We start from the raw sequence: 24,425 nt of genomic DNA on the forward strand, positions 1-24,425 counted from the left end.
GAGTTCTCGATGGGGGTTCCATGGAGACCGTCCCGGCGGCGCTGGCGCGGGCGGCGCACGAGTACGGCAGAAACGCGGCCCTGGTCGACCCGCACGTGCGCCGGTGGAGCTTCGCCGAGTTGCACGACGAGGTCGTCACGGTGGCCCGCGCACTGATCGCCGCCGGGATCGAGCCCGGTGACCGGGTCGCCGTCTGGGCCCCCAACAGCGCGAAGTGGATGCTGTCCGCGCTCGGGATCCTCTACGCCGGCGCCACGCTCGTGCCCGTCAACACCCGCTACACCGCCGTCGAGGCGGCCGACGTGATCGGCCGCAGCGGAGCCCGCGGCCTCATCGTCACCGGCCCGTTCCTCGGCACCGACCGGCTCGCCGCCCTGCGCGACATCGGCGCCGAACCGCCGCCGTTCGTGCTGCCGCTGCCCGACTGGGACGCCTTCCGCGAGCGATCCGGCCGGGTGCCGCGCGCCACGGCCGAGAAACGCGCCACGGAGGTACGCCCGGACGACGTCAGCGACATCCTCTACACGTCCGGGACGACCGGCCGCAGCAAAGGGGCGATGAGCGCGCACCGGCAGTCGCTCGCCGTGGCCCGGGCATGGGCCGAGATCGGCGGGCTCGACCTCCGCGACCGCTACCTGATCGTCAACCCGTTCTTCCACAGCTTCGGCCTGAAAGCCGGGATCCTCGCCTGCCTGGTCAGCGGGGCCACCGTGATCCCACAGGCCGTCTTCGACGTGTCCCGCGCCCTCGACCTCGTCCAAGCCGAACGGATCACCGTGCTGCCCGGCCCGCCGACCCTCTACACCGGGCTGCTCGACCATCCGGCGCGATCCGGGCGCGACCTGCGGTCCCTGCGCCTGGCCGTCAGCGGGGCGGCCACCGTGCCACCGGTCCTCGTCGACCGGATCCGCGACGAGCTCGGGTTCGCGACCGTGCTCACCGCGTACGGGCTGACCGAGGCGGTGGTGGCGACCATGTGCCGGCCCGGCGACGACACCCGGACCGTGGCGTACACCAGCGGGCGCGCCGCCGCCGGCTTCGAGGTGCGGATCGCCGGCGAGGACGGCGAGATCCTGCTACGCGGCCCCAACGTGATGCTCGGCTACCTCGACGATCCGGCCGCCACCGCGGAAGCCGTCGACCCGGACGGCTGGCTGCACACCGGCGACGTCGGCACCCTCGACGCCGCCGGCAACCTGACGATCACCGACCGGCTCAAGGACATGTACGTGTCCGGCGGCTTCAACGTCTACCCCGCCGAGGTGGAACGGGCACTCGCCGCCCTGCCCGGTGTCGCCGAGGCGGCCGTGGTCGGGGTGCCGGACGAGCGGCTCGGCGAGGTCGGGAAGGCGTACGTGGTGGCCCGCCCCGGACATCGGCTCACCGCCGACCAGGTGCTCGGCCACTGCCGGGAACGGCTGGCCGGCTTCAAGGTCCCGCGGTCCGTCGCCTTCCCGCCCGGCCTGCCGCACAACGCGAGCGGCAAGGTCCTCAAATACCGGCTCCGGGAGAACCGATGAGCGAAGTCGTCCGCTACGAACGGCGGGACGCGGTCGCGCTCGTCACGATGAACCGGCCCCGGTACCGCAACGCCCAGAACTCGGCGATGACCTACGCCCTCGACGACGCGTTCACCCGGGCCGTCGACGACCCCGCCGTGGCGGTGATCGTGCTGGCCGGATCGGGCGACCACTTCTCCGCCGGCCACGACATCGGCACCCCCGAACGTGACGCCGACGTGCCCTTCCCCCGTCGTGCGGTGACCTGGTGGGACCACACCGGCCGGGACGGCGCCGACCGGCGGTACGCCCGCGAGATGGAGGTCTACCTGGGCATGTGCCGGCGGTGGCGGGAGATCCCCAAGCCGTCCGTCGCCATGGTGCAGGGCGCCTGCGTGGCCGGCGGGCTCATGCTGGCCTGGGTGTGCGACCTGATCGTGGCCGCCGACGACGCGTTCTTCGCCGACCCGGTGCTGCGGATGGGCATCCCCGGCGTCGAATACTTCGCCCACCCGTGGATGCTGGGGCCGCGCTTCGCCCGGGAGGTGCTCTTCACCGGGAAACGCTTCGGGGCACGGCGGGCGTACGAGGTGGGCATGGTCAACCGGGTCGTCCCCCGCCGCGACCTGGAGTCCGAGACGCTCGCCCTGGCCGCCGAGATCGCGGCGATGCCGTCGTTCGGGCTGGCGCTGGCCAAGCGGGCGATCAACCTGTGCGAGGACCAGATGGGCATGCGCGCCGGGATGGACACGGTCTTCGGTCTGCACCACGTCGCCCACTCCCACAACGCGGAGACGACCTCCGACCCGCTGGCCGGCCTGGACGCCACCGCCATGAAGAAGGCCGCCGAATGAACCTGGACCTCGACGCCGCGGCGGTCGCGTTCCGCGACGAGGTCCGGGGCTGGCTGGCGGCGAACGTCCCGGCCGGCCCCCTGCCCGGGGTGGACACCGCCGACGGCGACCGCGCGCACCGGGCCTGGGAACGGCGGCTCCACCGCGCCGGGCTCGCGGCGGTGACGTGGCCGGCCGAGCACGGCGGCCGGGCGGCGCCGCCACTGCACGCGCTGCTGTTCGACGAGGAGTATCACGCGGCTGGCGCGCCCGTCCGGATCGGACAGAACGGTCTGTTCCTGCTGGCGCCGACCCTGCTGGCGCACGGGACGGCGCAACAGTGCGCCCGGATCCTGCCGCCGATGGCCCGCGGCGAGCAGGTGTGGGCGCAAGCCTGGTCGGAACCGGACGCCGGCAGTGACCTCGCCGCCCTCCGCTCCCGGGCCCGGCGGGTGCCCGGCGGCTGGTCGCTGTCCGGCCAGAAGACGTGGAGTTCCCGGGCGGTGGTGGCGGACCGGGCGTTCGGCCTGTTCCGTTCGGCGCCGCGGGAGCGGCGGCATCGGGGCCTCACCTATCTGATGTTCGACCTGCGCGCGCCCGGTGTGACGGTCCGGCCGATCCGGCAGCTCGACGGGGCGGCCGGGTTCGCCGAGATCTTCCTCGACGACGTCTTCGTGCCGGACGCCGACGTGATCGGCGAGCCGGGCGACGGGTGGCGGGTGGCGATGAGCACCGCCGGGCACGAACGCGGGCTCGCCCTGCGGGGTCCGGGCCGTTTCACCGCCGCGGCCGGCCGCCTGGTCCACCTCTGGGCCGGTCAGCATCCCGGCGCCGCCTCCCCGCCACCGAACCGGCTCGATGCCGGTGGGGAACGGGTGGCGGACGTGTGGATCAAGGCCCACGCGTACCGGATGGCGGCGTATGCGTCGCTGGAGCGGCCCGTGCCACCGAGCGCGACCAAGCTGTTCTGGTCCGAGCTGGATGTCGAGCTGCACGAGACGGCGCTCGACGTGCTCGGGCCGTTCGCCGAGGCGGATCCGGAGTGGGTCGCGGGTTACCTGTTCGCGCTGGCCGGGCCGATCTATGCGGGCGCCAACGAGATCCAGCGGGACATCCTCGCGCAGCGGGTGCTCGGGCTTCCCCGGGAGCCGCGATGAGGCTCGCGCCTTCGCAGGAGCAGCTGGCGTTCGCGGCGGTGCTGCACGCGATGCTGGCCGGCGCGGACCTGCCGAAGGTGGCGGCGGCGTGGGCGGACGGCGATCCCGGCCCGGGCCGGGCCCTGTGGTCGGCGCTGGCCGGGGCCGGGGTGACCGGGCTGCTCGTCCCGGAACACCGGGGCGGGGCGGGCGCCGGTCCTGACGACCTGGTGATCGCCTGCGAGGAGCTGGGCCATCACGCCGTGCCCGGGCCGGTCGCGGAGTCTCTCGCCGCCGTCCCGTCGCTGCTGTCCGCCGCCCCACCCGGCGCGACGGAGTGGCTCCCGACGCCGGCTCAGGGACGGGTCATCGCCTCGCTGGTGGCGCCGCCGTGGCTGCCGTTCGCGGTCGACGGGGACAGCGCGGATCTGATCCTGGTGGTGGACGGCGCCGACATCCGGCAGGGCCGGGCCGGGCGGGTGCGGCCGTCCCTGTACCCGGCCCGGCGGCTGTCCGAGGTGGACCGCGGCCCGGTGATCGTTACCGGACAGGATCCGGGACCGGCCTTGGAGCTGGGGACGCTCGCCTGTTCGGCGCAACTGCTCGGCGCGGCCCGGGCGCTGCTGGAGATGTCGGTCGAGCACGCCCGGAAGCGGGCGCAGTTCGGGCGGGCGATCGGCTCGTTCCAGGCGGTCCAGCACCGGCTCGCGGACGTGTCGGTGGCGATCGAGTTCGCGCGCCCTCTGCTCTACGCGGCGGCCGCCGCGACGGGACGGAGCACGGTGACGACCGCGACCGGACCGGGCACACCGGCGACCGCTACCGGACCGGGTGCGGTGACGATCGCGGTGGAAGCCGGGGCGGTGGGGTCGGCGCGAGTGGACGTCTCGGCCGCCAAGGTGGCCTGCGGGGCGGCCGCCCGGCAGGCCGCGCGGGCGGCGCTGCAGGTCCACGGGGCGGTCGGGTACACGCGGGAGCACGGGCTCTGGCGCTGGCTCGGGCTGGTGCGGGTGCTGGACCTCGGGTGGGGCACGCCGTCCTGGCATCGAGCCCGGATCCTCAGCGAACTCGCGGACGGGGCAGCCGGTGACCACACGGATCAGCCCGGCGGCCGCCGGACGGCCGGGAGTGGGCAGACGGCCGCGTGGAGCAGGCGGGACGGTGTCGATCCGGTGGGGAGCAGGCATGCCCGTACCGGGAAGGAAGGTCTTTGAATGATCGAGGAGCGTGCGGCCCTTCGCGCGGCGGTGCGGGCGCTGGCCGGGGAGCATTCGGCGCGGGCGGGGTTCGACGCCGCGCTGTGGGGGCGGCTCTGCAAGGAGATCGGGGTCGCGGGGCTGGCGGTGCCGGAGGAGCACGGCGGTTCCGGGGCGACACCAGCGGAGGCGGCCGTCGTGCTGGAGGAGCTGGGGCGGAGTCTGACTCCCGGCCCCATGCTGGGCTGCGGGGTCCTCGCCACACACCTGCTGCTGCGGGTCGGGGATGTTCGGCTGCTCCCGGAGATCTGTGCCGGGGAGCGGATCGTGGCGGTGGCCTGGGCCGGTTCCGGGACGGTCGAGGACGGGCTGGTCAGCGGGTCGTTCCGGGACGTGCTGGATCTGGCGATCGCGGACACCCTGCTCGTCGCGCTGCCCGCCGGCCTGTACGAGGTGGAGCCGCACGTCGTGGATCAGCGGACTCCGGAGCCGCTGGATCCGGCCCGGCCGGTGAGCACCGTCCGGCTGGACCGGGTGCCGGGGAGGCGGCTCGGCGAGGCGGCGCCGGTCCGGGATCTGGCCTGTGCGGCGCTGGCCGCCGAACAGACCGGCACGGCGGAACGGGCGCTGGAGCTGACCGTCGAATACGTACGGGTACGGCATCAGTTCGGGCGGCCGATCGGGTCGTTCCAGGTGCTGCAGCACCGGCTCGCCGAGGCGTACGTGCGGGTGCAGGCGACCCGGTCGGCGACCGAGGCGGCGGTCGCCGCGCTCGGGACGGACAGCCGGCTCGCGGCGGTGGCGAAGGTCACCGCGTCCGAGACGCTGCTGGCGGTGGCCGCCGAGATGACGCAGATGCACGGTGGGATCGCCATCACCTGGGAGCACGACGCGCACCTCTACCTGCGGCGGGCCTGGGCGTCGGCTCAGCTTTTCGGGCAGGCTTCCGGACATGTCGCACGGCTGTCGCCGGCCCTGCTGGACGGTTGACACGGCCGGACGATGATGGGCCGGCTGCCCGGCGGACGGACGGCAGGCGTCCGGAGCGATGTGTGCACTGAGAAACCGACACCCGTTGTGGGTGTGATGACACCCGTTGCGGGTGTCGTGCTTCCGGGACACCTATAGCCGTGATCCGTGTCCCGTCGGTCCTACTCGCCGATCTTCCTTTGAAGCGAACCCACCCATCGGCGGGCGTGCGGTGTGCGAGAGCCGACTAGCATGATCCGGTGCTCTCACCAGGTGTCATGCTCAATGGCCGCTACCAGTTGACCCAGCGCATCGCCGCGGGCGGTATGGGCGAGGTGTGGCGTGGTGACGACCTGCTGCTCCGGCGCGAGATCGCGGTCAAGGTGCTGCTCCCGGCGCTGATGTCGGACTCGGACTTCATCACCCGGTTCCGGTCCGAGGCGCGGATGATGGCGGCGCTGCGGCATCCGGGGATCGTGCAGGTCTACGACTACGGCGAGAACGCGGCCGTCGGCGCGCACCGGCTCGACTACCTGGTGATGGAGTACATCGACGGGACCCCGCTGTCGAAGCGGATCCAGCAGGCCGGCCGGCTCGGCGCCACCGAGACGATGACGATCGTGGCGCAGGTGGCGGGTGCCCTCCAGACCGCTCACGAGGCCGGCATCATCCACCGCGACGTCAAGCCGAGCAACCTGCTGGTGCGCCCGGCCGGCGCGATCGTGCTGGTCGACTTCGGTGTCGCCCGGTCCGTCGGGGTCACCGGCATCACCAGCACCAACGTGGTTCTCGGCAGCGCGCACTACATGGCGCCGGAGCAGGCGGAGGGCCGTCCGGTGACGGCCGCCACCGACGTGTACGCCCTCGGCGCGGTCGCGTTCTGCTGTCTCACCGGCCGCCCGCCGTTCGTCGGCGAGAACCCGCTCGCGGTGCTCGCCCAACTGGTGCACGGCAAGCCTCCGGTGCTGCCGCCGGACGTGCCGCCCGCCACGGCCGCGGTGGTGATGCGGGCGCTCGACCGCGATCCGGGCCGGCGTTTCGCCGACGCCGCGGCGATGGCGGCGGCCGCGCAGGCGGCGTCCCAGCCGGGTGCGCGGGCTGCGGGGATCCCGTCGGGCCGTCCGGGTGCAACCCATTCGGGGTACGCGGTGAGCGCACCGAATCCGCCGCACCCCGCCGGGCCGGCGTTCGGGACGGCGCAGGGGCGTCCGGGCGGCGGCTCGCAGGGGCCGGCGTTCGGGACGGCGCAAGGGCCGTCATCCGGGACGGCGCAGAGGCCGCCGTTCGGGACCACGCAGGGACCGTCGTTCGGAACCGCGCAAGGGCCGTCATCCGGGACGGCGCAGAGGCCGCCGTTCGGGACCACGCAGGGACCGTCGTTCGGGACCACGCAGGGACCGTCGTTCGGGACCACGCAGGGACCGTCGTTCGGGACCGCGCAGGGTTCGGGCGGCGGTGCCGCGCCGCAGCAGCAGGCTCCCCGATTCGGGACGGGGCAGGCACAGATTCCGTCGTTCGGGGCCGGGCAGGCTTCGTCGTTCGGGGACGGGCCGGGTTCGGCCGGTGGGACGGCCGTGTCCGGGGCGGTGTCGCTCGGATCGCTGCGGCACGAGACCGGGACGGGCACGATGACCGCCACCGGGGCGCGACCCCGCAAGACCCGCCAGCTGACCGTGGCCCTGGCCGCGGTGGCGGTCGGCCTGATGCTGGCCGGCGGCGGCATCCTCCTGGGCGACCGGTGGACATCAGACAATTCGGATAATTCCCCCGGAATTACCGGCGGCGATCAGCCCGGAGCGGGCGGCGCGACGGCCCAGCGTCCCCGCGACCAGGTCACCGACAAGCCCATCGAACAGCGGGAGACGCCGAAGAACGACGATGCGCCGGCCAAGCCGACCGAGCCGGTGGACGAGTCGTCACCGACCGACCCGGACGCGCCCACCGATCCGGAGGCGTCCGCGAGCGCCGACCCGGACGCGTCGCCGGGCACGACGAATCCGTACAAGCCGGCCGAGATCTGCGGAGACGGCTACTCGGTGATCGACAAGCACCCGCTGACCACGGCGGCCGGGGTGAAACGCGGCGTCGTCTACCTGCTCCACGCGGCGGACGGCTCGAACTGCGTGGTGACGGTCAAGAGCACCGATCTGGACCAGCAGACGGCGATGGCGGCCTCGCTGGAGGTCCAGGGCGGCAGCCAGGTCGCCGACAAGGGCACCTTCCACCACTACGCGGGCCCGGTGACGGCTGTCGCCGGGGGCGTCTGCGTCAAGTGGGGCGGCGCCGTCGGCGGCCTGTCCTGGCAGAGCACCTTCGAACACTGCGACTGACGGTCACATCCGGTCGATTTCTGTGAGGTCGATGTCGATCTCGAACGGAACCTTGAGAACCACTCGATCGTGGAAGATTCCCAGAAGGCCATACGACTGGGTCGCCGGGTCACGTTCGTATGCGTAAACGACCGGCGCGCCCTCGGCTTCCTCTACCCGCCACAGGTACGGAATTCCGGCTTCGGCGTAGAGCTGAGGCTTGCGCTTGCGGTCCCGCACGGCGGACTCGGGGGAGACCACCTCAACGGCAAGCACCACGGCCTCCGCCGGATACCAGGTCGCGGCCCGGTCGGTGACCGCAGCCGCGTGCACGACAGCGACATCAGGCTCTGGGCGCTGCTTCTGGTCCAGAACCACCGACATCTCCCGCACCACTCGATATCCCACCCGGGGCGCGACCGCTCGGAGAGCATTCACGAGCATGTCGACGACAAGCGAATGGAACAACTTCTGCGGGCTCACAAGAATGAGACTCCCGTCGATGAGCTCCGTGTGCGGCGGCAGGTCGGGAATCCGATCAAGATCGTCCGCGGTGTATCCCTCCACCGGTGGACGGTGCCACTCTGCAGCCGGTTCGGCGCTCACGGGCCCTACCCCCTCCGCGGAATCTCGCTCATCCCGCAGCCTACCGGGGTGGACGTCCAGCGGCAGCGGCGAAAGAGCAGCGGCGCCGCCTTCGAACGCTGCGAGCGACGGTCACATCCGGTTGATCTCGGTGAGGTCGATGTCGATCTCGAACGGAACCTTCAGGGTCACCCGGTCGTGGAAGATCCCGGTCGGCACGTACTGGCGCGTCACCGGCTCGATCTCGAAGACGTAGACGACCGGCTCCTTGCCGTTCTCCTCCACCCGCCAGAAATGCGGGATCCCGGCGCCGGCGTAGAGCAGCGGCTTACGCACCCGGTCGCGCTCCCGCGACTCGGGCGAGACGACCTCCACGGCGAGCACGACCGCCTCCACCGGATACCAGGTCGCGTCGTCGTCGATCTCCGCGTCCGCACGCACCACGATGAGGTCCGGCTCCGGCCGCTGCCGGAGGCCCAGCGCCACGGACATCTCCCGGCTCACATGAAACGAGTCCCGCGGCGCGGACTGGACGAGCGCATTCTCCAGCAGGCGCAACATCTTCATGTGAAAGCGCTTCTGCGGGCTCACGATGACGAGACTTCCGTCGATGAGCTCCGTGTGCGGCGGCAGATCGGGAATGCGATCCAGGTCATCCGCGGTGTACCCCTCCACTGGCGGAATGTGCCACTCGGCCGCCGGTTCGGCGCTCATGAAGCTACCTCCTCGAGGGAATACTGGCTCACCCCCGTAGCCTACCCATCCGGCTGCCCGAACAGACCGCACCGCTGCTCGGCGGCCCTGCAACAGGCAGATCAGCGCCAAGATCCCGGACCGGATTCCATGCGAACGGGTGATCTCAGATCCAGTCGGTGTGACGGGGCCAGGACAGCAGGGTGTCGACGACCTCGGGTGGCTCGTAGGGCGAGCCGGGCGCCGTGGACGTGTAGCGGCTGCGGTAGAAGAGCAGCGGCGCGACGTCGCGGCACGGGCCGAGCGTGGTGACCCGCCCGATGACGACGGCGTGGTCCCCGCCCGGGTGGACCGCCTCGACCGCGCAGTCCGCCCAGGTCAGCACGTCGGCGAGGACGGGCGCCCCGGACGGCGCGGGCCGCCAGTCGAGGGCGGCGAACCGGTCGTCCCCGGCGGCGCCGAAGAGCCGGGAGACCTCGCGCTGGTTCGCGGCGAGCACGTTGACGCAGAAGACGCCGGACGCCCGGATCCGCCGCCACGTCCCGGAGCCGTTCCGGGGGCAGAACAGCACGAGCGGCGGGTCCAGCGACAGCGGCGCGAAGGCCTGGCAGGCGAATCCGGCGGGTCCGTCGCGGTCGGCCGTGGTGATGACGGTGACCCCGGTTCCGAAGTGCCCGAAAACCCGGCGGAACCGTGCGGGCTCCAGGTCCACGGCCGTCACCTCGGTCAATGGCCTCCCCCGCCGGAGAAGCGGTGGCCCCACACGCTGTGCGCGGTGGTCTGCCGGGCCACCCAGGTGTGGTCGTCGACGGTGCGCCCGCCGTACCCGTACTCGATGTCGAAGCCGCTGGGCGTGCGCACGTAGAAGGAGACCATCTCGTCGTTGGCGTGCCGGCCCAGCGTGGAGATCATCGGGGCTTCGTGGCGGCCGCACCGGTCGATGGCCCGGCCCACGTCGTCCAGCGACGACGTCTCGATCATGAGGTGGATCAGGCCGGTGGGCGCCGGGATGGGGGCGAGGGCGACGCTGTGGTGGCGGGGCCCGCAGCCGAGGAACCGCATCCACAGTGGCTTGTCGCTCGCCGGCAGGCCGAGGTGTTCGGGGAGGAGCCGCATCGAGTCGCGCAGCCGGAAGCCGAGAACCTCGGTGTAGAAGCGCAGTGAGGCGGCGTCGTCGCGGGCCGGCAGGACGGCGTGTCCCATGCCCTGGTCGCCGGTGACGAATCGGGTTCCGGTGGCGCTCAGGAACGGCCGGGTGTCGAGGGCGGCGCCGCAGAAGAATTCGAGCCGGTTGCCGGCCGGGTCGTCGACGGTGATCAGGTGGGAGACGCGCCGGTCGGCGAGTTCGTCGGCGCCGGCCGGTTTGACCGCGTGCCCGGCCTCCTCGAGCGCCGCGGCGAGGCGGGTCATGGCGGCCGGGTCGGCGAGTTCCCAGCCGGAGGCGGCCAGCCGGTCCTTCTCGCCGGGCACCACCACGATGCGGGCCGGAAGTTCGTCCATGCGCAGGTAGACGGCCTGCGGGTCGGGCCCGCGGCCCTCGGCCATGCCGAGCACCTTGACGCCGAAGTCGCGCCAGGCGGGCGGATCGGTGGCTTCGACGCGCAGGTAGCCGAGGGAGCGGATGAGGTTGGTCACGGGACGGTCCCCTCTCGAGAAGGCGTGAACCGAATTCCGGGGCGGGCGCGATAGGGAGAGTGAAGGCGCTGTTCAGGAGGTGAGGAAGTCGATGGTCAGGCGGTTGAATTCGTCGAATTTCTCCAGGTGGGCCCAGTGGCCGCAGCCTCCGAAGACGTGCAGGCGGGCGTTGCGCAGCAGTTTGAGGGCGACGAGTGCGCCGTCGAGCGGGTTGACCCGGTCCTCGCGCCCCCAGACGAGCAGGGTCTCGTGGCGCAGGCGGTGGGCGTCGCGCCAGAGCATCCCTTCCTCGTATGTCGAGGGGTCGCTGAAGGAGGCGCCCATCTCGCGCATGGCGCGCATGGCGGCCGGGTCGGCGGCGGCCCGGAAACGTTCCTCGATCAGCTCGTCGGTGATCAGGGAGGGGTCGAAGACGAGGGTGCGGAGGAAGGCCGCGAGTCTTTCCCGGCTGGGGTCGCGGCCGAAGGCGCCGAGCCGTTTGACGCCTTCGGTCGGGTCGGCGGAGAAGACGTTGAGCGACAGGCCTCCGGGTCCCATGAGCAGCAGCCGCCGGGCCCGTGTGGGGTGCTGCAGGGCGAAGCGCACGGCCGTGCCGCCGCCGAGCGAGTTGCCGATGAGGTCGACCTTCTCGAGGCCGAGTTTGTCCAGCAGCGCGGCCAGTTCTCCCGCCGCGTGGGTGAAGTACTGGCCGGTGATCGGGTCGCCGAGCGAGCCGCCGTAACCGGGCTGGTCGACGGCGATGACGTCGAAGTGCGGCGCGAGCGCGGGGATCGTGCGCCCGAAGTTGCTCTTGGCGGACGCGCCGGGACCGCCGCCGTGGAGCAGGACGACCGGTGAGCCGGCGCCGTCGCGGTGAAATGCCAGGGCCATGTGATCAAACCATCGCGTCGTTGAGCGGCATGCCGAATTCACCGCGGCCGAACATGGACAGTGCCCGCTCCGGGTCGTTGATCGCGTGGACCCGGCCGGAGTGGGCGTCGCGCCAGAACCGCTGGATGGGGGTGCCGACGGCGAGGGCGCGGCCACCGGAGTTCTCGAAGAGGCGGTCGACGGCGCGGATGGCGAGTTCGGTGCCGCGCACCTGGTCCCGGCGGACCCGTAGCCGCAGCGGCATCGGCAGTTTCGCGCCGGCGGTGGCCAGGTCCATCAGCTCGCGCATGTTGGCCTGGAGGGCGAACCAGGCGGAGTCGATGTCGCCGGCCGCTTCGGCGACGCGCACCTGCGAGTGCGGGTCCTCGGCGGCTTTGACTCCGACGTAGGACGCTCGCACGCGTCCGCGGGTGTAGTCGACGTGTGCCCGGTAGGCGCCGGTGGCCATGCCGATGATCGGTGTGGTGATGGCGTAGGAGAAGATCGAGGCGTAGGGGATCCGGTAGAGCGGTCCCGGATTCTGCTGCTGGCCGGGGCACACGCAGCGGGCCGTGTCGTTGAAGCTGAGCGTGCGGTGATCGGGGACGAAGGCGTTGTCGACGACGATGTCGTTGCTGCCGGTGCCGCGCAGGCCGACGGTGTGCCAGACGTCCTCGATGGTGTAGTCGGTGGCGGGCAGCAGGAAGGTGCGGAAGTCGGCCGGTGTCCCGTCCTCGCCGGGCGGGACGATGCCGCCGAGCAGCACCCAGGTGGCGTGGTCGCAGCCGGAGGAGAAGCTCCAGCGGCCGGTCACCCGGAAGCCGCCGTCGACCCGGGTGATCTTGCCGGTGGGCGCGTAGGACGAGGACATGCGGGTGCCGGTGTCGGCTCCCCACACGTCCTGCTGCGCGCGGTCGGGGAAGAGGGCGAGCTGCCAGTTGTGCACGCCGATGACCGAGGCGACCCAGCCGGTGGAGCCGCAGGCGGAGGCGATCTCGCGGACGCCGGTGAGGAAGTCGAGCGGGTGCGCCTCGTGGCCGCCGAACCGGGCGGGTTGCAGCAGGCGGAAGAAGCCGGTCTCGGCGAGTGCTTTGACGGTCTCCGGGCCGAGGGCCCGGCGATCCTCGGTCTCCTGCGCGTGTTCCCGCAGAACCGGTAACAGTTCTCGAACTCCGGCGAGGACCGCTTCCATGAGATCCCTCCAGGCTGGTTGGCCGCGTGTCGAGCGACCCCTATACTAGAACACGTTCTAGCTAGGGACCAGGAGTGGGACATGGGCATCAGCCAGCAACCACGCACCATCGACGCCGGGAGGCCCCCGGCGAGGTTCGCCCGGGGGTGGCACTGCCTGGGCCTGGCCGACACGTTCCGCGACGGGCGGCCGCACGCCGTCCAGGCGTTCGGCACGAAACTCGTGGTCTTCGCCGACTCCGGTGGGGCGATCAGCGTGCTCGACGGCTACTGCCGGCACATGGGCGGCGACCTCACCATGGGGACGGTCAAGGGCGACGCCATCGCCTGCCCGTTCCACGACTGGCGGTGGGACGGTGACGGCCGCTGCGTCGAGGTGCCCTACGCGCACCGGATCCCGATGCGGGCCCGCACCCGCTCGTGGACCACCTGCGAGCAGAATCGTCAGCTCTTCGTCTGGAACGATCCGCAGGGCAATCCGCCGCCGCCCGAGGTGGCGATCCCCCGCATCGAGGGCGCCTTCTCCGACGAGTGGAGCGACTGGACGTGGGACTCGGTCCGGATCGACGGCGCCAACTGCCGCGAGATCATCGACAACGTGGTGGACATGGCCCACTTCTTCTACATCCACTTCGCCTTCCCCACGTTCTTCAAGAACGTGATGGAGGGGCACGTGGCGGCACAGTTCCTGCACACCCGGCCACGGCCGGACGTGCCGAGCACGGCCAGCCAGTCCGGCGAGTCGACGCTGCGCTCCGAGGCGGCGTACTACGGGCCGTCCTACATGATCGATTACCTGCACAACGACTGGAACGGGCTGAACATCGAGTCGGTGCTGATCAACTGTCACTACCCGGTGTCGCCCGACTCGTTCGTGCTCCAGTGGGGCCTGATCATGAAGCGGCTACCCGGCCTCAGCACCGAGCAGGCAGCGAAGGCGGCCGCCAAGTTCGCCAAGAGCATCGGCGTCGGCTTCCTCCAGGACGTGGAGATCTGGCAGAACAAGTCCCGCGTCGACAACCCGCTGCTCTGCGCCGAGGACGGCCCGGTCTATCAGCTCCGCCGGTGGTATGAGCAGTTCTACGTCGACGTGGAGGACGTCACCGACGACATGGTGGCGCGCTACGAATTCGAGGTGGACACCACCCGGGCGGTGCGCACCTGGGAGGCCGAGGTCGCCGCCAACCAGGCCCGGGCGGCCACGTGACCAAGTCGAACGCGGCCGACGGCGAGCGGCGCGACCATCTGGAGGGTGGCCTCGCCGACATCGGCTGTGACGGCTGCGGGATCGGGGTCCGGGCCGGTAAGCGCAGCGCCATGCAGACCAGCGTGCAGTGGCGGGGCCACGCGTGCGAACTGATCGCCGAGGTGGCGGGCGGGCGGCCGACCGCGCTGGTCCCGACCTGCCCGCAACTGCGCGAGAGCATCGACCGCGCGATTCGTGAGGGCCGCCTGGAGGTGAGCTGATGCCGACGTTCCGCCCGATCCGGATCTCGGACGTGATCACGGAAACCGCGGACGCCCGCTCGCTGGTGCTCGACGCCGGCTTCGGTTACCGCCCCGGCCAGTACCTCACCGTGCGGACACCGGCCGGGGCACGCTGCTACTCGCTGGCCAGCGCGCCGGGGGTCGACCCGGCGCCGAAGGTGACGGTCAAGCGGGTGCCCGGCGGCCAGGTGTCGAACTGGATCTGCGACCACGTCCGCGCCGGGGACGTGCTGGACATGTCGGAGCCGGCCGGCACGTTCACCCCGGACTCCCCCGACGACGATCTGCTGCTGCTCGCCGCCGGCTCCGGCATCACCCCGATCATGGGGATCATCAAGTCGATGCGGGGCGGCAGCCAGGCGTTGATCTACGCGAACCGGGACGCCGACTCCATCATCTTCAGGGACGAACTGGACGGCCTTCTGCCGGTCACGCACTGGCTCGACAGCGAGCGCGGGGTGCCGACGGCCGACGCTCTTCGGGAACTGCTCACGGCGTACCCCGATCGGCCGGCCTTCGTCTGTGGCCCGGAAGCGTTCGTCGCGGTGGCGGAGAAGGCGCTGCAGTCGGCCGGCGTGCCCGCGTCCCGGATCCGGGTGGAGCGCTTCGAGCTCGAACCGGCGGGCTCGCGAACCGCCGTCGCCGAGGTCGAACTCGACGGGCGGACCCACGTGCTGTCCTGGGCGCCCGGCAAACGCCTGCTCGACGTGATCATCGACGCCGGGCTGAACCCGCCCTACTCGTGCCGGCAGGGCCAGTGCGGCGCGTGCGCCTGCCGCCTGCTCAGCGGCGAGGTCACCCTGGTCAACAACGAGATCCTCGAGGAGGAGGACTTCGCCGAGGGCTACATCCTGGCCTGCCAGGCGGTCCCTCTGACCGATTCCGTCACCGTCACCTACCAATAGATTTCGTACGCCGTACCCGAAGTGCCGTGGCTGCCCCGCGAGCCGCTGCCGGGTCCGGGCCGTGCCGCGCCCGCCGGGCTTGAGCGGGTGGTCCCGCCGCCTTCACGGTCGCTCCCGCCTCGGCCCTGTCCCGGTGAACGCGAGGCGCACCTCGCCCAGCCCGCTGAACTCGGCGCGGAACTCATCGCCCGGCCGCACGTCCACGGCCCGCGCGCACGCGCCCGGCAGGATCAGATGGCCGGCCCGCAGCCGTACCCCGAATCTCGCGACGGTCCGCGCCAGCCACGCGACCGCGGTGACCGGATTGCCGAGAACGGCGTCCGACCGGCCCGCCGTGACCACCTCCGTTCCCCGGCGGAGCACCGCGTCGATGCCGCGCGGGTCGATCGCGTCCGGCGGCACACGCCGAGCCCCCAGCACGAACCCCGCCGAGGACGCGTTGTCGGCGATCGTGTCGGCCAGGCTGATCCGCCAGTCCGCGATCCGGCTGTCGATCAGCTCGATCGACGGGGCGAACGCCTCGGTCGCCGCGAGCACGTCCGCCTCGGTGCAGCCGTCGCCCGGCAGATCGTCCCCGAGCAGGAACGCCACCTCGATCTCGACCCGCGGACAGCAGTAACGCCCGGCGTCGGCCCGGGCGTCCTCGGACAGCCGCATGTCGGCGAGCAGATGCCCGTAGTCCGGCTCGTCGACGCCCATCATCTCCTGCATGGCCCGCGACGACAGGCCGATCTTGTGCCCGACGACCGCGGCCGTACGGCGCCGGATGTTGTAGAGCTGGATCTCGTAGGCGTCCGCCGCGCCGAGCCCCGGATGATCCCGGGTGAGCGGCGGGATGGGCGCCCGGTCCCGTTCGGCGTCCCGCAGCCGGTCCGCGAGACCGCGCAGTTCAGCGCCGGTCAGCACGCGCGTCCCCGATCGCGCCCGGGCGCGTGGGCTCGGCGGACAACCCGGCGCCACGACCCACATCCGGGCGCGAGGTCCCGGCGGACAACCCGGCGCCACGACCCACATCCGCGTGCGAGGTCCCGGCGGACAGCCCGGCGCCACGACCCACATCCGGGCTCGAGGTCCCGGCGGACAGCGCGGCGTCGCGGCTGGCCCGGCGGCCCGAGAAGACGCAGTCGGCGAGGGAGAGACCGCTGACGTACGACCCGGAGCAGATCCCGACGGCGGTGCGGCCCGCCGCGTAGAGGCCCGGGATCGGGGTCGTGTCCGGGCGCAGCACCCGCCCGGTCTCCTCGTCGACGGTGAGCCCGCCGAGGGTGAGCATCGGCGCGGGCGACGCGCGCAGTGACATGTCCAGCAGCGAGAACGGCGGCCGTTCCAGCGGCCGGACCAGCTCCGGCGGCTTTCCCATCGCATCGGCTCCCGGCTCGTTGTAGGCGGCGACGGTCTCGGCCAGGCCCGCAGGGTCGATGCCGGCCCGCCGGGCGAGATCCGCCGGCGTGGCCGCTCGCACCCGCCTGGCGAGCAGCGACCGGGCCTGGAGGCGCTGGAACCAGAGGGTCTGGGCACGCAGCTGGCGGCGGGCCTCGGCGAGAACGGTCGCGTCGACGAGCAGCCAGGCCCGCCCGCCGGCACGGTTCAGGATGGCGTCGCCGGTCGCCGCGCCGTACCGCGACTCGTCGCAGAACCGGCGGCCGTCCCGGTCGACGAGCACCCCGGCGAGCAACGCCGACGGCGGTGTCAGGAAACGCCAGAGGGAGACCCGGCCGAGATGCCGCACGCCCGCCCCGGCGCCGGTGCCGAGCCGCACACCGGAACCGTCGTCGCCGGGCGTGCCCAGACGCAGGCCGTGATAGCCGGGGGCGTGCTCGCGCATCATCTCCCGGTTGAACACGAACCCGCCCGCGGCCAGCACCACCGCGCCCGCCTCGATGCGCAGCGGGCGGCCGTGCCGGTCCTCGATCCGGCCGGCCAGCCGGTGCGCCGCCCGGCCGAACCCCGGCAGGTAGAGCCCCGGTTTCACGGACCAGCGGTGCAGCCACCGATGTGCGAGACGCGCCCATCCGGGCGCGTCCCGTAACGTCCGGCACTCCACCCCGACGACCCGTTCCACGCCGCCGCCGGACGGTGCCGGAGGCTGCACCCCGGACGGAGACTCGGACGGCATCGCGGACGAGGACTCGGACGGCGCCGCGGACGAAGACTCGGGCGGAGACTCGGGCGGAGACTCGGGCGGAGACTCGGGCGGGGACAGGATCAGGGACTCTGCCCTGGTCTGGGGCAGGAAGTGGACGCCGCGGGCGCGGGCCGCCTCGGCCAGACGGGCGTGGAGCGCGCCGCCGGAGGTGCCGCGCGCGTGGACGCGGTGGCCGCGCGGGGCCGGATCGGGATAGGCGTGCTCACTGCCGGACTGGTACAGGTAGTGGCGGTTCGTCGGGTACGACGTCTTGTACGGGCACAGCCGCCCGTCGAACGGGACGCCGTGATCCTCCAGCCAGGCCAGCGTGTCGGCGGACTCGTCGCAGAACCGGCGCAGGGTGGACGGTGTGACCGCGTCGCCCACCTCGTGGCGCAGGTAGGCGTACATCGCCGTGGGGGTGTCGGTGACGCCCGCGGCTCGCTGCTGCCGGGTCCCGCCGCCCGCGTAGACGACGCCCCCGGAGGCGGCGGTGGCCCCGCCGCCGGTGAACCGGTCGATGACCAGCACGTCGGCTCCGGCTTCGGCGGCCTCGATGGCGGCGCACGCCCCGGCCGCGCCGAAGCCCACCACCACGATCGTCGCTGACGTGTCCACCGCACCTCCCGGATCCAGCCGGATAACTATAACCTGTTCTAGTGATGACCGAGGAGGAGTACGACGTCGTCGTGGTCGGCAGCGGCGCGGCCGGGATGACCGCCGCTCTCGCCGCGGCCCACCATGGGCTCAGCGCTGTGGTGATCGAGCAGGAGAAGGTGTACGGCGGCTCGACCGCCCGCTCCGGCGGCGGACTGTGGCTGCCTGGACCGGAAGCCTCCACCTATCTGAAACACGTTGCAGGTGACGAGGTGTCGCCGGCCCGGCGGGACGCGCTGCTGGCGCACGGCCCGGCGGTCCTCGCGTTCGTCCGGGAGCACACGCCACTGGAGTTCGCCCGGGTGCCGGGCTATCCGGACTATCACCCGGAGGCGCCGGGCGGGCTGGCCGAGGGCCGGACCGTCGAGCCCCGGCCGCTGGACGTGCGCCGGATCGGCGAGGACCTGGCGACGCTCGCCCCGCCGTACCGGGCCGCGCCGAACGGGATGGCGGTGACCGCCGTCGACTACCGCTGGATGTCGCTGGGTATGCGCCATCCACGGTCCGCGCTGACCGCGGTCCGCCTGGCGGCGAGCCGCTTCCGGGGGCGGCGGCTCACCATGGGCCAGGCTCTCGCCGCCGGGTTGCGGGCCGGGCTGCGCACGGCCGGTGTTCCGGTACGCCTGGACACCCCGATGACCGGCCTGGACGTCGACGGCGGCCGGGTAACCGCGGTCCGCTGCGGTGACCTGCGGTTGCGCGCCCGGCGCGGAGTGGTCCTGGCCGGCGGCGGATTCGAGCACAACGAGCGGATGCGCCGCGAGCACCAGGGCCTGGGCGTGGCGTGGACGGTCGGGGCGCCCGGCAACACCGGCGCCGGCATCGAGTTCGGTCACCGGCTGGGCGCCGCTCTGGATCTGATGGACGAGGCGTGGTGGGGGCCGTCGCTGCCGCTCACCGGTGGCCCGTATTTCTGCCTGGCCGAGCGGAACCTGCCGGGCAGCCTGATCGTGGACTCCTCCGGGCGACGGTTCGTGAACGAGGCGGCGCCGTATGTGGACGTCGTGCACGTCATGCTCGGCCGGAGCACCGGCACGCCGCACCTGCCCGCCTGGCTGATCACCGATCGCACCTACCGGGACCGGTACCTGTTCGCCGGCCGGGCTCCGCGCACGCCGCTGCCGCGCCGCTGGTTCGACGCCGGGGTGGCGCACCGGGCGGACTCCCTGGAGGAGCTGGCCGCCGGCATCGGGGTGCCGCCCGGGGAGCTCCGGCGTACGGTCGACCGGTTCAACGGCTTCGCGGCGACCGGCCGGGACGACGACTTCGGGCGGGGCGACTCGGCCTACGACCGCTACTACGGCGATCCGCGGCAGCGCCCGAACCCGTGCCTGGGCCCGCTGCGCAAGCCGCCGTTCCACGCGTTCGCCCTGGTCCCCGGCGATCTGGGCACGAAGGGCGGGCTGCGCACCGACGAGCGGGCCCGGGTGCTGCGCCCGGACGGCGCCCCGATCCCCGGCCTGTACGCGGCCGGCAACACCTCCGCCTCGGTGATGGGCCGTGGGTACGCGGGCGCCGGCGCCACCCTGGGCCCCGCGATGACGTTCGGCTACCTGGCGGCCCTGGACCTGGCGGCCTGACACGCGACGGCACGCCCTCGATCCCGGCGCACGACACGCAAACGGCGGCACTCGACCCGACCACACGACGCGGAACGGCGGCGCTCGGCCTGGCGACCGAACGCGGAACGGCGGCACTCGACCCGACCACACGACGCGGAACGGCGGCGCTCGGCCTGGCGACCGGACGCTGGACGGCGGCACTCGACCCGACCACACGACGCGGAACGGCGGCGCTCGGCCTGGCGACCGGACGCTGGACGGCGGCGCTTACCGTGACGGTGTCGCCGTTCGGCGTCTCCTAAGTGGATCGAAGGGGTGAGCGTGCCGACCCAACTCGCGCCTGCCGAGGTCAGAACCGCCGAGACACCACCGCACCCCGCCGCGGTGACCCCGGCCCGGAGGGCGGGTCCGCTGTCCCGGGTCCGCGACCGGATGAACACCCCTCGGCTCTACCGGCTGGTCGCGACCGGTCTGGTGGTGCTGGGACTGCTCGCCGGCGCGGCGACGGTCGCCGCCGTACGACAGAGGTCCGCACTGACCGAGGGCGTGGCCGCGGTGGGCGGCCCGGTGAGCGTGGACGCGCAGACTCTCTACCGTGCGCTGGCGGACGCCGACGCGACGGCCGCGACCGCCTTTCTGACCAGCGGCGCCGAGCCGGCCGAGCTGCGGCAGCGGTATCTGGACGACATCGCGAAGGCGACCGCCGCGCTGACGGTGGCGCTGCGCGACGCCGACGACGGTGACGCCGGCCGGCTGCGGGTGGTCGCCGATCAGCTGCCGGTCTACACCGGGCTGGTGGAGACGGCCCGGTCGTACCAGCGGTTGGGGACGCCGTTGGGTGGCGCCTATCTGCGGGAGGCGTCGGCGCTGATGCAGCAGACCATGCTGCCGGCCGCGGCCGTGGTGTTCGACAGCACGCAGCGGCGGGTGGCTGCCGAGCAGGACGACGCGTCCGGGTTCCCGTGGCTGGTGGCGCTGCTCGCGCTGGTCACGGCGGGCGCGCTGGTGGCCGCGCAGGTGCTGGTGGCCCGCCGCAGCCGGCGGGTCTTCAACCGGGGGCTGGTCGCCGCGACTCTGGTGCTGGTGGTGGCGCTGGTCTGGTCGGCGGTCGCGCTGACCGTGTCGGCGAACCGGCTGGAGACCGGGCAGCGGGAGGGCACCGGCCTGGTGTCGTCGCTGGCGAACGCGGGCCGGGCCAGCCTGCAGGCGCGGGCCAACGAGTCGCTGACCCTGGTGGCGCGGGGCAGTGGCGCCGATTTCGAGAAGAAGTCCGCCGCCCAGATGGTCGAGCTGATCGGCGCGGACGGGCAGGGCGGCTGGCTGGCCCAGGCGCTGACGCGGGCCCCGGAGAGTGACCGGTCGCTCATCCGGGCGGCCCGGGACGAGGCGCTGCGCTGGCGGGAGATGCACGGTCAGGTGCGTGCGCTGGACGACGGCGGCGACTGGGACAAGGCCGTCGCGCTGGCCACCGCGAATGGTGAGAACAGCCTGTCGGCGGTGTTCGGCCGGGTGGACGCCGCGATCACCGGCGCGCTCGGCGCCGCGAACGAGCGGGTGGAGCGGCAGGCGGAGGCGGCGGCGACCGCGTTGCGCGGGCTGGCCGCCGGGCTGGTTCTGCTGACCGCGGGCCTGGTGGCCGCGGTCGTTCTGGGTTTCCGGCCGCGAATCGGGGAGTACCGATGAGGATGACGCGGGTCGCCGCGACGTTGCTGCTGGTCACGCTGGCCGCCGGGTGCGGCTCGTCCGGGGAGGCGGCACGGCCGGTGGCCGCCGACGCCACGGCGGCCGTTCCGCGGCCGGTGAACGTGCAGGATCCGGCGGACGTGCCGAGCGCCGCCCCCGCGCCGAACTGCGACCCGCGGGCCAGTCTCCGCCCGCGGGGCACGCTGCCGGCGCCGGGCGCGATGCCGTCCGGCACGTCGATGGCGCGGATCGCGGCGAACGGGCGGCTGGTCGTCGGCATCGATCAGAACGCGTACCTGTTCGGTTTCCGGGATCCGGAGTCGGGGGAGCTGGTCGGTTTCGAGATCGACATGGCGCGGGAGGTGGCGCGGGCGATCTTCGGGGATCCGGGCAAGGTGCAGTTCCGGGCGATCACGACGGCCGACCGTATTCCGGTGCTGCAGAGACGCGAGGTCGACATGGTGATCCGGACCATGACGATGACGTGCGAGCGGTGGCAGCAGGTGGCGTTCTCGACCGAGTACATCGCCTCCCGGCAGCGGCTGCTGGTCCGCAAGGGTGAGGGCATCAAGGACTTCGCCGACCTGGGCAACCGGAAGGTGTGCGCCACCCGGGGCAGCACCAGCATCCGTACGATCGCGGCGCAGCCGTCCAAGCCGGTCCCGGTGAGCACCGACAGCACCCTGGACTGCCTGGTGTTGCTCCAGCAGCGGCAGGTGGACGCGGTCTCGACGATCGACATCCTGCTGGCCGGGCTGGCCGCGCAGGACCCGACGACCGAGGTGATCGGGGCGCCGGTGTCCGACGAGCCGGCCGGGATCGGCATCCCGAAGGAGAACGAGGACATGGTCCGGTTCGTCAACGGGGTGCTGGAGAAGATGCGGGCCGACGGCACGTGGACCCGGGTCTACGACAAGTGGCTGCGAAGCCGGCTCGGCCCGGCGTCGCCGCCGGTGGCGGTCTACCGCTGACGGGTCGTTCGGCCGAAGCGCGGGTGGCCCGGCTGGTCTACCCTGGCGCAGCCGGTTCATTACCGGCGTGAACTGGGAGGATGGCCGGTGCTGACGGCGACCGTGGTGTTCCTGGTGATCGGCGGCGTGGCCTTGGCGGTCCTGGCGCTCGCGCTGCTCGGCGGCGAGTTGCTGCACTTCGGTCATCCGGACGCGGGCGGGCCGGTGTCACTCGAGGTGGTCGCCGGTTTCCTGGGGGCGTTCGGGTTCGCCGGGGCGGCCGCTTCGGAGCTGTTCGGCGCCCGTACCCCGGCTTTGATCGCCGGGTCGATGGCGCTGGGCGTGCTCGCCGCCGTGCCCGCCGCCTGGCTCGCGTGGCGTCTGTCGCGCGCCGCGCGCAACATGCGGACCGACGCCACCCCGCAGCGGGCCCATCTGGTCGGCTCGCTCGGCGTCGTGATCACCCCGGTGCCCGCCGGTACGGGGTACGGCGAGGTCAGTGTCCGGCTGGGCGGGCAGCCGGTGAAGCTTTACGCCCGCGCCGAGCGGGCCATCGCGGCGGGCGCCCAGATCTTCGTGGTCGAGGCGCCCAGCGAGACGAGTGTCGTTGTCGAGGAAACCCCTCACACTGGGAAGGCATAGATGTCTGGATTGTTCTACGCGATCGGCGGCGCCGTGCTGCTGGTCGTGCTGCTGATCATTTTCGTGCTCTCCCGGATCAAGGTGGCCGGCCCGAACGAGGCCTTCATCATCACCGGCCGCAAGGGCAAGACCACCCAGGGTCTGGACGGCACCAGCAGCACCGACATGTCGGGGCAGAAGGTCGTCATGGGCGCGTCGGTGTTCGTGCTGCCGATCGTGCAGAAGCTGCAGTCGCTGGACCTGTCCAGCCGCCGCATCGACGTGAGCATCAAGGGCGCGGTGTCCAAGCAGGGCATCCGGGCCGACCTGCACGGTGTCGCGATCGTCAAGGTGGGCGGCACCGAGGGCGCGATCCGCGCGGCCGCCCAGCGGTTCCTGCACCAGCAGGCCGAGATCGAGGACTTCACCCGTGAGGTGCTGGCCGGCGCGCTGCGGTCGATCGTCGGCCGGCTCACCGTCGAGGAGATCATCCGGGACCGGGCGGCGTTCGCCAGCGCGGTCGCCGAGGAGGCCGAGCACTCGATGACCAACCAGGGTCTGGTGCTCGACACGTTCCAGTTGCAGGACATTCTGGCCGAAGGGTCGTACCTGCAGGATCTGGGCCGGCCGGAGGCGGCGCGCGTGCTCAAGGACGCCGCCATCGCCGAGGCCCGCGCCCGGCAGGCCGCCGAGCAGGAGCGGCTGCTCGCCGAGGAGGCGATCGCCGAGGCGAACCGGAACCTGTCGCTGAAGCAGGCCGCCATCCAGGCCGAGATCGACGCCGCGAAGGCGCAGTCGGCGGCCGCCGGCCCGCTCGCGCAGGCCGAGCGGGACCAGAAGATCCTGGCCGAGCAGCAGAAGGTGGCCGAGCAGAACGCCGAGCTCAAGCAGCGTCAGCTGGACACCGAGGTGCGCAAGCCGGCCGACGCCGCCCGGTACCGGGTGGAGCAGGAGGCCGAGGCGGCCCGCAGCGCCGCGGTGCTGCACGCCGACGCGCAGCGGCAGGCCACCATCGCGGGCGCGCAGGCGCAGGCCGAGCAGGCCCGCCTGGTCGGTGAGGGTGAGCGGGCCCGCCGTGCCGCACTCGCCGAGGCGCACGCGATCGAGGGCGCCAAGGAGGGTGAGGCGGAGCAGCGGCGCCGTACCGCCATCGCCGAGGCGATCGAGCGGGAGGGCACGGCCGAGGCCGCGGCCATCCTGGCGAAGGGTCAGGCGGAGGCCGAGGCGATGGCCCGCAAAGCCGAGGCGTACGCCCAGTACGGCGACGCCGCGGTGATGGACCTGCTGGTCAAGGTGCTGCCGCAGGTGGTCGAGGCGGCCAGCGCCCCGATCAGCGGCATCGACAAGCTGACCGTCATCTCGACCGACGGCGCCTCGTCGCTGACCAAGTCGGTGGCCAGCAACGTGGCGCAGGGTCTGCAACTGGGCACCGATCTGACCGGCATCGACCTGGCCGGGCTGCTGTCCCGGATGGGCGCGAACGCCAACGGGGGCCGGGCCGTCGAGGCGAAGCCGCAGGACTGATCGCCGGCGGTCACC

20 protein-coding genes and 2 pseudogenes are annotated in these 24,425 nt (G+C 72.7%); 14 read left to right on the forward strand and 8 right to left on the reverse strand.

Annotated features, from left to right (window positions below):
- The first annotated feature begins 20 nt into the window (after positions 1-20).
- From AB0I88_RS02045 to AB0I88_RS02070, 6 genes and pseudogenes are all read left to right on the forward strand, one after another.
- Positions 21-1,520, forward strand: coding sequence for a FadD3 family acyl-CoA ligase (locus AB0I88_RS02045; RefSeq protein ID WP_361017312.1), 1,500 nt, complete (start codon positions 21-23; stop codon positions 1,518-1,520).
- A complete protein-coding gene (locus AB0I88_RS02050) occupies positions 1,517-2,353 on the forward strand; it encodes an enoyl-CoA hydratase (RefSeq protein WP_361017314.1) in 837 nt (278 codons plus the stop codon). Before AB0I88_RS02045 ends, AB0I88_RS02050 begins: the two co-directional genes overlap by 4 nt.
- Positions 2,350-3,489 carry an acyl-CoA dehydrogenase family protein gene (locus tag AB0I88_RS02055; protein WP_361017316.1) on the forward strand — a complete coding sequence of 380 codons (1,140 nt, stop codon included), beginning with the start codon at positions 2,350-2,352 and terminating at the stop codon, positions 3,487-3,489. Before AB0I88_RS02050 ends, AB0I88_RS02055 begins: the two co-directional genes overlap by 4 nt.
- Entirely contained in the window at positions 3,486-4,682 is a 1,197-nt protein-coding gene (locus AB0I88_RS02060; RefSeq protein ID WP_361017317.1) for an acyl-CoA dehydrogenase family protein, read from the forward strand. The genes AB0I88_RS02055 and AB0I88_RS02060 overlap by 4 nt, the downstream gene beginning before the upstream one ends.
- The gene (locus tag AB0I88_RS02065; RefSeq protein ID WP_361017319.1) at positions 4,683-5,654 is read left to right on the forward strand and encodes an acyl-CoA dehydrogenase family protein; all 972 of its coding nucleotides are present in this window, start codon (positions 4,683-4,685) and stop codon (positions 5,652-5,654) included.
- A gap of 239 nt (positions 5,655-5,893) precedes the next feature.
- Positions 5,894-6,712: pseudogene (locus AB0I88_RS02070) on the forward strand (serine/threonine-protein kinase); the annotation flags it as partial.
- Between the two features lie 1,254 nt (positions 6,713-7,966).
- Here the strand turns inward: AB0I88_RS02070 and AB0I88_RS02075 are convergent.
- The 6 genes from AB0I88_RS02075 to hsaA form a co-directional block, all read right to left on the reverse strand.
- A complete protein-coding gene (locus AB0I88_RS02075; RefSeq protein ID WP_361017321.1) occupies positions 7,967-8,509 on the reverse strand; it encodes a Uma2 family endonuclease in 543 nt (180 codons plus the stop codon).
- A 150-nt stretch (positions 8,510-8,659) separates the two neighbouring features.
- Positions 8,660-9,241, reverse strand: a complete 582-nt coding sequence (locus tag AB0I88_RS02080) for a Uma2 family endonuclease (protein ID WP_361017323.1) — start codon at positions 9,239-9,241, stop codon at positions 8,660-8,662.
- Between the two features lie 145 nt (positions 9,242-9,386).
- Entirely contained in the window at positions 9,387-9,932 is a 546-nt protein-coding gene (gene hsaB, locus AB0I88_RS02085; protein WP_361017325.1) for a 3-hydroxy-9,10-secoandrosta-1,3,5(10)-triene-9,17-dione monooxygenase reductase subunit, read from the reverse strand.
- A 14-nt stretch (positions 9,933-9,946) separates the two neighbouring features.
- A complete protein-coding gene (hsaC, locus tag AB0I88_RS02090; protein ID WP_361017327.1) occupies positions 9,947-10,855 on the reverse strand; it encodes an iron-dependent extradiol dioxygenase HsaC in 909 nt (302 codons plus the stop codon).
- Positions 10,856-10,927: 72 nt separating this feature from the next.
- Complete coding sequence (gene hsaD / locus AB0I88_RS02095; protein ID WP_361017329.1) at positions 10,928-11,725, reverse strand: 4,5:9,10-diseco-3-hydroxy-5,9,17-trioxoandrosta-1(10),2-diene-4-oate hydrolase; 798 nt, start codon at positions 11,723-11,725, stop codon at positions 10,928-10,930.
- A 4-nt stretch (positions 11,726-11,729) separates the two neighbouring features.
- A complete protein-coding gene (gene hsaA, locus AB0I88_RS02100; protein WP_361017330.1) occupies positions 11,730-12,896 on the reverse strand; it encodes a 3-hydroxy-9,10-secoandrosta-1,3,5(10)-triene-9,17-dione monooxygenase oxygenase subunit in 1,167 nt (388 codons plus the stop codon).
- Positions 12,897-12,977: 81 nt separating this feature from the next.
- On the opposite strand from hsaA, the gene AB0I88_RS02105 reads away from it, so the two are divergent.
- From AB0I88_RS02105 to AB0I88_RS02115, 3 genes are read left to right on the forward strand one after another with little or no spacing between them, the layout of a single operon-like run.
- The gene (locus AB0I88_RS02105; protein ID WP_361017332.1) at positions 12,978-14,102 is read left to right on the forward strand and encodes a Rieske 2Fe-2S domain-containing protein; all 1,125 of its coding nucleotides are present in this window, start codon (positions 12,978-12,980) and stop codon (positions 14,100-14,102) included.
- A complete protein-coding gene (locus tag AB0I88_RS02110) occupies positions 14,099-14,362 on the forward strand; it encodes a hypothetical protein (RefSeq protein ID WP_361017334.1) in 264 nt (87 codons plus the stop codon). The genes AB0I88_RS02105 and AB0I88_RS02110 overlap by 4 nt, the downstream gene beginning before the upstream one ends.
- Positions 14,362-15,288, forward strand: coding sequence for a ferredoxin--NADP reductase (locus AB0I88_RS02115; protein WP_361017336.1), 927 nt, complete (start codon positions 14,362-14,364; stop codon positions 15,286-15,288). Before AB0I88_RS02110 ends, AB0I88_RS02115 begins: the two co-directional genes overlap by 1 nt.
- Before the next feature lie 102 nt (positions 15,289-15,390).
- On the opposite strand, the gene AB0I88_RS02120 is transcribed toward AB0I88_RS02115, so the two are convergent.
- Together AB0I88_RS02120 and AB0I88_RS02125 are read right to left on the reverse strand one after the other, a co-directional pair.
- Positions 15,391-16,194 carry a 2-keto-4-pentenoate hydratase gene (locus AB0I88_RS02120; RefSeq protein WP_361017337.1) on the reverse strand — a complete coding sequence of 268 codons (804 nt, stop codon included), beginning with the start codon at positions 16,192-16,194 and terminating at the stop codon, positions 15,391-15,393.
- Between the two features lie 181 nt (positions 16,195-16,375).
- Positions 16,376-18,031 (reverse strand): annotated as a pseudogene (locus AB0I88_RS02125) (FAD-dependent oxidoreductase); the annotation flags it as partial.
- Positions 18,032-18,075: 44 nt separating this feature from the next.
- Between AB0I88_RS02125 and AB0I88_RS02130 the strand changes: the two are divergent.
- From AB0I88_RS02130 to AB0I88_RS02150, 5 genes are all read left to right on the forward strand, one after another.
- Positions 18,076-19,650, forward strand: coding sequence for an FAD-dependent oxidoreductase (locus AB0I88_RS02130; protein WP_361017339.1), 1,575 nt, complete (start codon positions 18,076-18,078; stop codon positions 19,648-19,650).
- A gap of 303 nt (positions 19,651-19,953) precedes the next feature.
- Complete coding sequence (locus AB0I88_RS02135; RefSeq protein WP_361017341.1) at positions 19,954-21,315, forward strand: hypothetical protein; 1,362 nt, start codon at positions 19,954-19,956, stop codon at positions 21,313-21,315.
- Positions 21,312-22,286 (forward strand): transporter substrate-binding domain-containing protein, encoded by a 975-nt coding sequence (locus AB0I88_RS02140; protein ID WP_361017343.1) that lies wholly within the window; start codon positions 21,312-21,314, stop codon positions 22,284-22,286. The genes AB0I88_RS02135 and AB0I88_RS02140 overlap by 4 nt, the downstream gene beginning before the upstream one ends.
- A gap of 87 nt (positions 22,287-22,373) precedes the next feature.
- Positions 22,374-22,907 (forward strand): hypothetical protein, encoded by a 534-nt coding sequence (locus tag AB0I88_RS02145; RefSeq protein WP_361017345.1) that lies wholly within the window; start codon positions 22,374-22,376, stop codon positions 22,905-22,907.
- Positions 22,908-24,410: an SPFH domain-containing protein gene (locus AB0I88_RS02150; protein ID WP_361017347.1), complete on the forward strand. Its 1,503-nt coding sequence runs from the start codon at positions 22,908-22,910 to the stop codon at positions 24,408-24,410.
- Positions 24,411-24,425: the final 15 nt, after the last annotated feature.

It is taken from the genome of Actinoplanes sp. NPDC049802 (assembly GCF_040656595.1).
Taxonomy (GTDB): Bacteria; Actinomycetota; Actinomycetes; order Mycobacteriales; family Micromonosporaceae; genus Actinoplanes.